At 37.6% G+C, this 12,709-nt stretch carries 12 protein-coding genes; 8 read left to right on the top strand and 4 right to left on the bottom strand.

Annotated elements, in window-relative coordinates:
- The first annotated feature begins 63 nt into the window (after positions 1 to 63).
- From BBP83_RS13730 to BBP83_RS13720, 3 genes are all read left to right on the top strand, one after another.
- A complete protein-coding gene (locus BBP83_RS13730) occupies positions 64 to 537 on the top strand; it encodes a phasin family protein (RefSeq protein WP_068889508.1) in 474 nt (157 codons plus the stop codon).
- Between the two features lie 169 nt (positions 538 to 706).
- Complete coding sequence (locus tag BBP83_RS13725; RefSeq protein ID WP_068889507.1) at positions 707 to 979, top strand: HU family DNA-binding protein; 273 nt, start codon at positions 707 to 709, stop codon at positions 977 to 979.
- A 129-nt stretch (positions 980 to 1,108) separates the two neighbouring features.
- A complete protein-coding gene (locus BBP83_RS13720; RefSeq protein WP_068889506.1) occupies positions 1,109 to 2,974 on the top strand; it encodes a SurA N-terminal domain-containing protein in 1,866 nt (621 codons plus the stop codon).
- Positions 2,975 to 3,524: 550 nt separating this feature from the next.
- On the opposite strand, the gene BBP83_RS13715 is transcribed toward BBP83_RS13720, so the two are convergent.
- On the bottom strand, positions 3,525 to 4,394 hold the full coding sequence (locus BBP83_RS13715; protein WP_068889505.1) for a DUF2797 domain-containing protein: 870 nt from the start codon (positions 4,392 to 4,394) through the stop codon (positions 3,525 to 3,527).
- Positions 4,395 to 4,429: 35 nt separating this feature from the next.
- Between BBP83_RS13715 and BBP83_RS13710 the strand changes: the two genes are divergently transcribed.
- Both BBP83_RS13710 and BBP83_RS13705 read left to right on the top strand, forming a co-directional pair.
- A complete protein-coding gene (locus tag BBP83_RS13710; protein ID WP_068889504.1) occupies positions 4,430 to 4,900 on the top strand; it encodes a DUF6231 family protein in 471 nt (156 codons plus the stop codon).
- Between the two features lie 103 nt (positions 4,901 to 5,003).
- Positions 5,004 to 5,624, top strand: coding sequence for a YidB family protein (locus BBP83_RS13705; RefSeq protein WP_068889503.1), 621 nt, complete (start codon positions 5,004 to 5,006; stop codon positions 5,622 to 5,624).
- Positions 5,625 to 5,673: 49 nt separating this feature from the next.
- Here the strand turns inward: BBP83_RS13705 and BBP83_RS13700 are convergent, their stop codons facing one another.
- The 3 genes from BBP83_RS13700 to BBP83_RS13690 are packed head-to-tail and all read right to left on the bottom strand — an operon-like array spanning position 5,674 to position 7,638.
- A complete protein-coding gene (locus BBP83_RS13700; protein WP_068889502.1) occupies positions 5,674 to 6,291 on the bottom strand; it encodes an OB-fold-containig protein in 618 nt (205 codons plus the stop codon).
- 16 nt (positions 6,292 to 6,307) lie between these two features.
- Positions 6,308 to 6,619 (bottom strand): Rieske (2Fe-2S) protein, encoded by a 312-nt coding sequence (locus BBP83_RS13695; RefSeq protein WP_171258115.1) that lies wholly within the window; start codon positions 6,617 to 6,619, stop codon positions 6,308 to 6,310.
- Between the two features lie 14 nt (positions 6,620 to 6,633).
- Positions 6,634 to 7,638 (bottom strand): adenosine kinase, encoded by a 1,005-nt coding sequence (locus BBP83_RS13690; protein WP_068889498.1) that lies wholly within the window; start codon positions 7,636 to 7,638, stop codon positions 6,634 to 6,636.
- Between the two features lie 282 nt (positions 7,639 to 7,920).
- On the opposite strand from BBP83_RS13690, the gene BBP83_RS13685 reads away from it, so the two are divergent.
- The 3 genes from BBP83_RS13685 (at position 7,921) to BBP83_RS13675 (ending at position 12,700) form a co-directional block, all read left to right on the top strand.
- Entirely contained in the window at positions 7,921 to 8,373 is a 453-nt protein-coding gene (locus tag BBP83_RS13685; RefSeq protein WP_068889496.1) for a GNAT family N-acetyltransferase, read from the top strand.
- A gap of 435 nt (positions 8,374 to 8,808) precedes the next feature.
- A complete protein-coding gene (locus BBP83_RS13680) occupies positions 8,809 to 9,597 on the top strand; it encodes a COG4705 family protein (RefSeq protein ID WP_068889494.1) in 789 nt (262 codons plus the stop codon).
- Positions 9,598 to 9,760: 163 nt separating this feature from the next.
- Entirely contained in the window at positions 9,761 to 12,700 is a 2,940-nt protein-coding gene (locus BBP83_RS13675) for an insulinase family protein (RefSeq protein ID WP_068889492.1), read from the top strand.
- Positions 12,701 to 12,709 lie beyond the last annotated feature (9 nt).

The raw sequence follows: 12,709 nt of genomic DNA, 5'->3' as shown, positions 1-12,709 counted from the left end.
TAGTGCTAATTTGTAGATTGACATATAAGTTTGCAGATAAAATCACGAGGAGCGGTGCATTGTATGGATAAAATAAATACAACTGAGTCAGAAGAAATTGAACAGGAACTGCCAGAAAAACATATTAAATCCAAGCTTCGGCATCCATCCGATCGAAAATCTGTATTGGATTTTCGTAAATATACCCAGCAAATTTGGTTGGCAGGATTAGGTGCATTTTCACGTGCAGAGGAAGAAGGTAATAAACTTTTTGACTCTTTGGTGAAAGTGGGTGAAGAACTCGAATCTAAAACGATCGACATCGCCGATGAGACAGTCGAGAAAGTGTCTGAAAAAGCAAAGGAATCTGTTACTGATACCAAAGAAAAAGTTGAAAAAATTTTAGACAATGGTGTAAACCATTCTTTAAATCGTTTAGGATTGGTGACTGCGAAAGATTTACAACATATTGAAAAAATGATTCTGCAACTTCACGCTAAAATTGACCTTTTAGCGGAAGAACAGTTGAAGATACAGGCACAATTATCCAAAAAATAAGTTTTTGTGCACCAATATTCATTTTTCAAGGTTTTTTTCGTCATTTTTTTTCAAAAAAAGGGGTTCAAGAGTATTGCGTTTCCCCCTAAAGCATTGCTATAAAGGCGCTAGGGCAATTTAAACAACTTCTTGAACCTTAAATAAACGATATTAAGAGGAATTAATTTTCATGAATAAATCAGAATTAATTGATGCTATTGCAGAAAATGGGGGATTATCTAAGGCGGACGCAGGTAAAGCTTTAGATGCGACAATTGCTTCTGTAACAGAAGCTTTGAAAGCTGGTGATACTGTAACTTTAGTGGGTTTTGGTACTTTTAGTGTGAAAGAGCGTGCTGCGCGTACTGGCCGTAACCCACAAACTGGTGCAACTTTAGAAATCAAAGCAAGCAAAGTTCCTAGCTTTAAAGCTGGTAAAGGCTTAAAAGATTCTGTAGCTTAATTTTAATTGAGCTTAAAACGCGCCTCTTTGGCGCGTTTTTTATTGATAAATGTGATTTAGTGATTTAACACATTCATTCGTTGCAGGTTTTCAGTTAAAATCCTCCACAAATAAAATATTGGGTTACTTATGGAATCTTTTCGTAAAGTTATTAAGGGATGGCTGGGTAAAGTATTACTCATTTTGTTTTTAACCCCTTTAGCGCTTGTAGGTATTGAAGGATATTTTAGTGGTGGGTCAAAAGATACTGCGACGACAGTAAATGGTACAGATATTTCGAAAAAAGAAGTTGAACAGCTGACCAGCTCATTAAAAGAACAGTATCTGGCATATGCCAATGGTGATGAAACTTTACTGAATCAGAATTTCATTAATAATAAAGCCTTAGATACATTAATTTCTCGTCAACTGTTGCTACAACAAGCCGATAAATTGGGCATTAGCTTAAGTGATCAACAATTGGTTCACATGATTCAACAGCAGCCCAGTTTTCAGCAAAATGGTCAGTTTTCTGAAGCGTTATTTTCAAATTATTTAAAATCTATTGGCATGACCAATCGTGATTTTATTGAAAACTTACGTAAAGATCATGCGTTAAAAATGCTTTCATCTACATTTATGGACTATGCATTGGTCAGTAAAATGGATATTAAGCAAATTGCAGATTTACAAACTGAACAACGCACGCTTCAACTGGCGAGCATTAAGTTGGATGACTACAAACGTGGCATTAAAGTGACTGATGCTGAGGTTGCAGCTTATTATAAAAAGCATTCATCTATGTTTAAACAGGTTACAAGTGTTGATGTCGATTATGTTGTGCTTTCTCCAGCCAATGTAAAAGGTACTTCAACTGAAGTTTCGGATGCTGAAATTCAACAGGCTTATAATGAGTTTGTGCAAAAGGAACAACAAGCTGCTCAACCTACTGTTAAACATATTTTAATTACAGTCGATGGTCGCACAGAGGCTGAAGCGAAAAAATTGGTAGAAGAAGTTGCTGCAAAAATTAAAGCAGGTACTTCTTTTGCTGATGCTGCTACACAATATTCTGAAGATCCAGCATCGAAAGCGAAAGGTGGTGAAATTGCAGTTTATCAAAAAGGTGTTTTTGGTGATGCATTTGATCAGACTGTTGCAAGCTTGAAAGCAGGGCAAGTTTCTGCACCGGTGAAAACAGATTATGGTTATCACTTGATTGAAACAGCTTCTACGGCTATTCAAGTTCCTTCATTAGAAACTGAAAAAGCGCGTTTGGCTGAGGAAATATTAAAAACTAAAAATGCCAATGTTTTCTCTGATACGATCAATCGTATTAATGACATGGTTGTGAGTAGTGATGCGTTAGATGTCATTAGCCAAGAAGTCAAAGATGCTAAGATTCAGTCTGTAAGTGGTTTAACATTATCCTTTATACACCCTGTGTTAAGTGATGCGAATGTTAAAGTGAAACTATTTAATGATGATGTTAAGAACGGTGAACGTAACGTTTCAAGTAACATTCAATTGGCAAATGGTGATGTTATTTGGGTGAAAGTTCGAAATTATCATCCAGCAGGCGTGCAAACTTTAGCAGAAGCAAAAGCGAAGGTGACAGCTAAACTGATTGAGCAAAAAGCAGTTGAAGTAGCGAAAGCCAAGATTCAAAATACATTGAATGAATTTAAGTCGAAGCCAGCAGCATCTGTGAATAAAACCGGGCTAAACTTTGTGGCAGCGGGTACATTCACACGTGCAGATGGAATGCTTAAGCGTGAAATTCAACGTGCTGCGTTTAGTTTGGTTGCTCCCAAAGAAGGTTTCTGGTCTGTTACAACAGCTAACTTACCAAATGAATTGGTGGTTGTAGCTGTAACGAATGTGAATAAAACCACTTCGAGTGCATTAACAGATGATCAGTTGGCTGAACTTTCTAAGTTGTATCAACAGCTTCGTGGTCAGCAAGAGTTTGATGACTATACTCGTTACTTGAAAGAGCAAGCAAAAATTAAGTAATTCTTGGAAGTTTTAAAGACCAGCCTTAGGGGCTGGTTTTTTTGTGTCAGTTTTTCATTGAACTTTATAAAGTTGGAAAATGTATTTAACCGTAAATAGGATTACATATGAAATAAAATCAAGAGGATCTGTGCAAATGCTTGATTAAAATTTTAGGGTGTTGATGGGTTTTTCTTTGTATTGTAATGAGTGTATTGCTGAGTCATACAATAGTCTCAGCCTTATACGCCAGATTTTTTGCTTTAATGGCAAAATTTATCGATACACCCGTGCTGATTATTTGGGGGAAGCAAGGTTAGATTATGAATGTTGAGGTGAGAGAGGAATTGAAAAATTTATTAAAAAATTCAGAATTGCCTATCATTTTAGAGAGGGTGGGATATATGCCAATCTTGGATGTAGAGTAATTGACCGTACAACCTTACTTGAATTTTTTAAAGAAAGTAAAGCTATAAGGCAAATTAAATGCTTTGGCTGTTTAAAGTGCGAGATTTCGATAAAGAAAAAGCGGAAATCTTGTTCCCGCCATTTAAAATTGGGATAAAGATTATCAAGTACGAATTTTAATTTCATAACCTGTGTATTTGCGAATGTTAATCACGCCAGTATCTAAAATAAGATATTGACCTTTAATGCCTTGTAATTTGCCCCGAATAATTGGGGTTTTATCTAGATTATGTGATTTGATTTTTTCAGGATATTGATCGACTGGATAAACAAACTCGCGTGGTAATTCATTCTCTAGAAGTTCAATAGTTTCATTAAACTCTAAATTTTGACTAAATTCATCGCGGATACTTTGAATTTTAGGTGCGAACTCTTCAATAAGGCGTTCACGAATTTCAATTAGATTCAGTGGCTCAGCTTCACCTTTTAATAACTTACGCCAATCGGTTTTATCCGCAACCTGTGAGCCAAACATAATTTCAAGTTGGCCTGATAAACGTCGTGAACCGACTTGCATAATAGGCAGGGCTTGAGTTGCACCTTGATCTAACCAGCGCGTTGGCATTTGTCCAAGACGAGTTATGCCGACCTTTAATGCACTAGAGTTGGCTAAATAGACAATGTGAGGTTGAAAGCAGACTTCATGCGCAAAACTATCTTCACGGCATGTCCCGAGATGGTAATGACAGGTTTCTGGCTTCATGATGCACATATCACAGGCAGCTTTGGTTTTAAAACATTTAAAGCAATGACCTTGTGAGTATGATTTTGGGGTTTTAACACCACACGATACACAATGAATATTGCCAGTCGCCTCAATTTCAATTTCTTCACCAAGGCGAAATGGTGGATTAATTTCTGAGCGGTCTAATATGAATTTGTATTCTACATTGGCCTTGTGAGCCTGTTGATCAGTTACACTAAGGTCAGTGAGGCCTGCACGCATTTTATGGCAAATGCCTTGTAGTTCCATAAAGAAATACTCTCTTAAATATTAAGGATGCAGTTATGGCTGAACAAAATGTCATCACTTCAATGCTAGACGATTTATCGAATGAACAGCCCATTTTTACTGCATTGTGTATTGGTCAAAATCTTGAGCAATACGGCAAAAATCAATCAATTCAATGGCACTATTTTAACGTATCTGAGTTTTTAAATCTGCCTTTTAACCGACGTTATGACTTAGGGTTTGTTTTATTTAATACAGCCGAAATGATGAATATTTCTGATCAAGATAAGTCGCAGTTATTGGTGAAATTACGTGATTTGATGGCAAAACGTATAGTTGTGGTCAGTCGCTTGCAAGATGAAAAACTCTTACGTGCATTAGGGTTTACACAGCTGGTTGATAAAACAACACACGGCTGTGATTTTGCATTGTGGCAATTTAATATTTTGACTTATAAACATGTGCCTGATTGGTTGAATGCCAAGTTCTGGGCGAATCCTGAAAATTGGAATAAATTTCGCTGGTAAATGCTTGAGTGACTATGCATAAGATGCAAAATTTAACAAAGCACTTTTCACAAATTTGTAGATTATACGTATGCTATAACAGGGATTTTATAAGGAAAATATAATGACAAATTTAAGTAATATTGTTGAAATTTTGGCAAAGCAAGCTTTAGGCAATTCCAACCAACAAAATCAACAAGGTGGTTTAGGTGGTATTTTAGGTTCAGTTTTAGGTCAATTAGGAAAGGGGAGTAACACGACATCTTCAGCAAATTCGCAAGGCGGTTTGGGCGATATTTTGGGTTCAGTATTTGGACAGTTAGGTGGTGGACAACAGCAGTCACAACCCAATACAGCGGGCGGTTCAAATACATCAGCTATATTGCTTGCGGTACTACCATTGGTTTTGGCATGGGTGCAGAAACAAGGTGGCTTACAGGGTGCATTAGATAAACTCAGAGCACAAGGTTTTAGCAGTCAAGTGGATGATTGGGTGTCTACAGAGTCAGGCGATAATGCTTCGGTAAATACCGAACAAGTGCAGAATTTATTTGATGATGCCGAAATTGAACAGGTTGCACAAGAAGTTCACGCACCAAAACAAGATATCTATAATGCAATTTCTACAGTTTTACCTCAAATTATTGATTCATTGACACCACAGGGTGATCAGACCAGTAAAACCGAAGCCAATAATGATATCCAGCAAGTGATGAATTTGGTTTCGGGCTTTCTTAAGCCTTAAATCTTAACCGCATAATTTACTTAAATCTTGAGTTATGCGGTTTTTTGATTCAGGTATTTAAATCTAAATTAAAAAGTCTGTTTGATGCACAAATAGCTTTGGCGACATAATGAGATTTTTTCAAACGAATTAAAATAATTTGTGATTGGAATTCTAATTCGCCAAATTCAGGTTCTACTTGAACATAATGTAGTTGACCAAATTCATCGCGTACACGGGCTTGGGCTGAAAAGCCTGGTCGAGCATTACCACTTGAAATTGTAGCTAACCGACCCAGTAAATTAACATGTTGCTTATGTTTTCTAGGAGGGATGACTTGATCAAGGCAATGGATCATAAACACGGTAAAAAAAATCGCGATAATGAGTGCGGGAAGTATTAAATAATAGGCAGGGGAAAACGTTAATTCACGTGCATAAATGCAGAATTGTAGAAAGTAGCCTGCAAAGCTGAAATTCATTAATAAAAAAAATATAATCAGGGTTTTAGAAAACTTAACATTCAGTAGGGCTAAGTCATCTAAGCGCTTAGGTGAAAAGCGCTTGAAGAGTACACTGGGGCGTAAGTTTAAATAATAGCCAATGGTTTCTGCCACGCCAAGAAAAACGACTGCCATTAGGCTCAAATGAAAAGGAACTAAATGGGAGTTTGTAAGAAACTCAGGCATGGCAGTATCCGTAATATTATTCGTTTAGAAGATAGATTCCGCCATCAGAATGCACGTTAATATCTATTTTTTCAAGTGCTTGTCCCTGACATGGGCCAGAAATACACTCACCAGTTTCAACTAAAAATAATGCGCCATGTGTAGAGCATTCAATATATTCTTGTTCGCGGTCTAAAAATTGATTTTCTAAAAACTCTAATTCAACTTGTAGGTGCGGACAAAGGTTTTGATAAGCGTAAAATACACCATCGCGTTGGGTAACAAATATAGCGTTTCCTTCTGATGTTTCAAAAGAACGAGCTTCGCGTTCTGGTACATCTTCAGTCATACAGATTTTATGCATTAGGCACATTCCTTCTGAAAGTTTTGTAACAAAAGAGCGTAGTCTGCATTGGCTAAACGTGGGCCAAATTGAGAAACAACTTCACTTGAAATAAGAATTGCGAGTTCGGCAGCCGTCTTATAGTTGAAGCCAGCATTTAATGCGTAAAGAAATGCACCTGCAAATGCATCACCAGCGCCATTGGCATCGACTGCGGTAACTTTACGACCTAATACAGTGAAAGTGTGTTCATTGTTGTGTATTAATGCGCCTTTTTCACCTAATGTAATGACAATATGTTTACTTAGTGATTGCAATTTAACTAATGCTTCATCCAAAGTGGATGCGCCCGAATACATGAGGGCTTCTTGTTCATTACAAAATAATAAATCTACACCGTCATCTAATAGTTCATCTAAACCTTGGCGCGCATACTGAACCATAGCAGGGTCAGATAAAGTTAATGCAATTTGAACATTATTGGCTTTGGCAATTTCACGCGCTTGTTTTACCGCAACACGTGCAGAATCACTGGTCGATAAATAACCTTCAATATAGAGCCATTTCGCTGAGGCTAGTGGTGCAAAATCAATTTGTTGGTCAGTGAGTTCAGCAGTAATACCTAAAAATGTATGCATAGTGCGTTCAGAGTCTGGGCTGACCAAGACCATGCACGTGCCTGTTACACCTTCACTGATTGATTGTTTAGCTGTTTGAATACCTGCTTCATTTAGGCCATCTAAATAGATTTTGCCTAAATCATCGTTGCCGACACGGCAACCATAAAATGCAGAAGCACCCAATGCGCTAAAGGCAACCGTTGTATTGGCAGCTGAACCACCTGAAGCTTGACCTTTATAGACTTGGCTAGCTTGTAAATTACTGTACAAAATTGCTTGCGTATCACCATCAGTCAGTTGCATTGTGCCTTTTTGCAAATTTTGCTGAATAAGAAAATCATCAGAAACTTTAAATTCCTGGTCAATTAGCGCATTGCCAATTGCAAAAAGATCAACCGTTGCCATGTCTTTCAGTCACATCAAAAAAATGAAAGGTTTAAGTTTACACCAATGCTCAGAATTGCTGTAGTTTGTTGAATAAAATTCATGATGTTAAAAATGCTGTTTTTTTAATTCATATTGATGAAAATTAGACTTTTTTTAATGTAATTTACACATTTGTAGGTCTTGGCTATTGAACAAGACAGAGTTTTTGATTTACATAGACGACAACAGTAATTGGATTATTTCAGTTGCTGAAACAGTTGAAAAATATTAACTGATCATTTTATTAAAAAGTGTGGGTGTATGGAAATAAGTATTCGTCAATCTGAACAATTACCACAACACATCGAAAACCTAGCAGCTTTGGCAACTCAGGAAGGCTATATATTTATTCAGCGTTTAATTGATGAGTTTCAAAGCGGGAAAAACCGTTTTGACCAAACGGGTGAGTGTCTATTGGTGGCCTATGATGGTGACAAACTTGTGGGCTGTGGCGGTTTAAATCAGCAATGGGGCGATACAGAGGTTGAGGCGCGTATTGGTCGCGTAAGACGCTTTTATGTCCATCCGCAATACCGTCAGCATGGTGTGGGCAAGCAACTTTTGATTGAACTTGAAAAAAAGGCCCGTCCATTTTATTCAGCACTTTGCTTAAACACTGATACAAAATCAGCCGCTCATTTTTATCAAAAACAAAATTATGTTTTTGTAGAAAATCATCCAAACTACAATTATTTTAAATATTTGATTGCCTAATGGTTTTTGAATAAAAAAATGATAAAAAGCTGTATTGTTCATTTTTACAATACAGCTTAATTACTTTATGACTAGAACCTTTGCATCAAGCAAAAAAAGTTCAACCTGCATTTTTTAAGTTTGCATGACTTCATTGGATTGATTCTATTCTTATGTCTTTTGCGGACATTCTGTTTACTTTTAAAAGATTTGGAATAAATCAAAACCTCTTGTTGTAGTGATGGAAAATCTGTGACGCTCATACCATACGCATGAATTTAATATTTGTTAAAAAATTAGTTTTTGGCTGTAGGAGTGATTTGTATTGATTAAAATAACTTATGAAAAAATGGACAATAAAAATAAATCAAATTAGCGTTATCAGTACGAATTTTTTAATCTAACTTTAAGCCAATACGCGAACAATAGAATTTATTTCCTATATGGACTTTCATTATGTCTATTGATGTCGCTTCTTCGAATAATAATGTGCACGAAGTGTTGATGAAAGTGCCACAAATTACAGCGCTGTTTTGGGTCACTAAAATTTTTGCAACGACATTTGGTGAAACGGCTGGTGATGCACTTTCAATGTCGCTCAATTTGGGTTATTTGCTCAGCACATTTATTTTTGCAACCATTTTTATGGGGGTCGTGTATTTACAAATTAAGTCTAAAACTTATCATCCATTTTTATATTGGTTTGCAATTATTGCCAGTACGACCGTCGGTACAACTTTGGCAGATTTTGTCGACCGCTCATTGGGTATTGGCTATGTCGGCGGGAGTACAATTTTACTGTCTTTGGTGTGTATTTCGTTGTTTATTTGGTATCGAACAGAAGGCAGTATTTCACCTCATGCGGTAAACCATCCTAGAGCTGAACTGTTTTATTGGTTGACGATTACTTTTTCCCAAACTTTAGGTACGGCCTTAGGTGATTGGTCTGCGGATACAGCAGGCTTGGGCTATACAGGAGGAATGGTGCTATTTACAGGGCTGATTGTTCTGATATTTGTGCTTTATAAATTTACACATATTTCACGTACTTTACTGTTTTGGTCTGCCTTTGTGTTGACTCGGCCGTTGGGTGCAGTCGTAGGTGATTTTTTAGATAAGCCAATCAGTTCAGGTGGATTGGATTTCAGCCGTTTTACAGCATCAGCGATATTGTTGGTTGCTATTATAGCGTGTGTCTATTGGGCGCAGTATAAACAGCCGAATCAAATTAAGCGTACGACATAATTAGGGTAAATTTGAACAAGGTTTAAAATTACAGTCATTTTCATTCTTCTTTGGCGGTATTTAAAAGTCGACTGATTTACTCGGAAATTGTTATTGTGTTCATCCTAAATGGGTTTTAAGGTATACTCAAGTCACTTTAAAATGCTTTAATTTAGGAGATCACATGACTGTAGATGTCACTGAAACCATTTCACAAACTGTTCATCCCGCGTTTCAGTTGGTACGTCAACACCATGTTGAAGCCTTAGACATTGCAGTGTCTGAATATAAACATAAAGTCACAGGCGCTGTGCATTATCATTTGGCATCTGAACATGATGAAAATGTCTTTTTGGTTGCATTCCGTACACAACCCATGGATTCAAAAGGCGAAGCGCATATTTTAGAACATACTGCTTTGTGTGGTTCTGAAAAATTCCCTGTGCGTGACCCATTCTTTTTAATGATTCGTCGTTCATTAAATACTTTTATGAACGCATTTACTGCTGCAGACTGGACGGCGTATCCATTTGCAACGCAGAACAAAAAAGACTTTCAAAATTTATTGGAAGTGTATTTAGATGCAGCTTTTTCTGCCAATTTAAATCCATTAGATTTTGCCCAAGAAGGCATTCGTATTGAATTAGAAAATGGCGAACCTGTATATAAAGGTGTGGTCTTTAATGAAATGAAGGGGGCAATGAGCTCGCCTTCAGATCAGTTGTATCACCAATTGGCGCATCATTTATTCCCAGAAACCACTTATCATTATAATTCTGGTGGCGACCCGAAAGATATTCCTGACTTAACATATGAAGAGTTGGTTCATTTCTATAAGTCACATTATCACCCAAGTAATGCTGTATTCATGACCTTTGGTAATGAACCTGCGTATAAATTGCAGGAACAGTTTGAAACTTTAGCGTTGTCTAAGTTTAGCCGTGGTGAAACACTGTATTCAAAACCTGAACGTCGCCTGACTCAGCCCGTTGTTGTGACTGAAACCTATGCTGTAGATGCAGAAGATTTAAAAGATAAAACCTATCATATTATTTCTTGGTTGCTACCAGAAGCCAGCGATGTGAAATTGCGTTTAGGGATGCGTTTAGCGGAAGGTATTTTACTTGAAGATTCATCTTCACCATTGCGTCATTATTTAGAAACCTGTGGTTATGCACAGTCTACAGGCCCAATTTTAGGGGTGGATGACTCGAATTTTGAAATGACGTTCTTTTGTGGCGTGCAAGGCTCTAATCCAGAGCATGCTGAAGAGTTTAAAAATGGTGTATTTAATATTTTAGAAGATGTGGCTTCTAAACCAGTTGATACCGCCATGGTTGATGCAATTTTGCATCAAATTGAATTGCATCAACGTGAAATTAATGGTGATGGCACGCCTTATGGCCTTAGCCTCATTTTGAATGGTCTAGGGAGTGCAATTCATCATTCAGACCCAATTCATGTGTGGGATGTAGACACTGCTATTGAGCAAGTGAAAGAAGAATTGAAAGACCCAATGTGGTTATCTAATTTAATCAAAACACATTTGATTGATAATCCGCATCGTGTGCAAATGACTTTAATTCCAGATGCACAGAAATCTGCAAAAGAAGCTGAAGCTGAAAAGGCTCGTCTGGCTGAAATTGGTGCAAAACTGACTGAAGCAGAAAAAGCTGAAATTATTGCGCAGACTGAAGCACTGAATATTCGTCAAGATACTCCAGATGATTTGGATTTATTGCCAAAAGTCGGTTTGGAAGATGTGCCTGCAGAATTACACATTGTGCAAGGTCAGTTGCGTGAAATTATTTCCAATAATATGGATATGCCACTGAATTTGTATCATGCAGGTACGAATGGTATTTATTACCAACAAGTATTGATTCAAATACCGAATGAAATTGTCAAATCACCTTACTTCAATTTGTTGTCTATTTTGCTAGGTGAAGTCGGCGCAGGTGAGTACGACTATCTTGAACTGCAACAACTGCAAACAGCAGTGAGTGGTGGTTTGGGTATGGGCGCTTCATTACGCTCTAAAGTTGATGATAAAGACCAAATCAGTGCGTGGATGACCTTAACGACTAAGTCTTTAGTGAATAATTTCAAAGCGATTGAGTTGTTAAAGCTGGCTTTTGAGCAACTACGTTTTGATGAGAAAGACCGTATTATTGAGTTGCTTCAACAACGTAAGACGCGTTGGCAGTCACGTGTTTCGGGGGCTGGACATAGCTATGCGATGCAAATTGCCAGCCGTAATCATAGTGCATTAGCACAACGTGACTACGACAATACTGGGCTTGGTGCACTGAATTGGTTAATTGATTTAACGACAAAAATTGAAAATGATGAAGCTGAATACAACAAGCTTATCGATGAGCTAAAACTCATTCATAATCAATTGCTCAAAGCGCCAAAACAGTTCTTGTTGGTCTGCGAAGAACAACAATCTGAACGTTTGGTTGAAGAAGTGCAAACAGTTTGGGATAAAGTGGCGATTGAGGATATTCAACGTGACCTCATTCAAGTGACTCCTGAACATAGCCATACAGATGAAGCTTGGTTAATTCAAGCCAATGTACAATTCTGCGCGACGGCATATCCTGCGGTCGATGTTTCTCACCCTGACGCTGCTTCTTTAATGATTTTGGCTGCGTATTTGCGTAATGGATTTTTACATAGTGCCATTCGTGAGAAAGGTGGTGCATATGGTGGCGGGGCAAGTTATGACGGCAACGCCTGTTCATTCCGTTTCTATAGTTACCGTGACCCACGCTTAGCTGAAACGTTTAAAGACTTTGAAGCCAGTGTGCAATGGTTGTTTAATGCAGAGCAAAAAGACCATCAGCTTGAAGAAGCTATTTTGGGTTTAATTGCAGGTATGGATAAACCTGGTTCACCTGCAGGCGAAGCAATAACAGCGTGTTATTCTTTATTGCATAAACGTACACCTGCGTTTAGAAAGGTTTTGCGTGAACGCTTGTTGGCTGTGACTTTGGACGATTTAAAACGTGTTGCTAAAACTTATTTACTGGATCAAAAACCAGTGAAAGCCGTTGTAGCACCTGTTGCGAAACGTGAAATATTGGCTGAACTTGGTTTTGAAATTAAACAAGTCAATTAAAAATATAGG

Source organism: Acinetobacter celticus (genome assembly GCF_001707755.1).
Classification (GTDB): Bacteria; Pseudomonadota; Gammaproteobacteria; order Pseudomonadales; family Moraxellaceae; genus Acinetobacter; species Acinetobacter celticus.
Note: the sequence above shows the minus strand (reverse complement) of the source record. Positions and strands in the feature narration are given on the sequence as shown.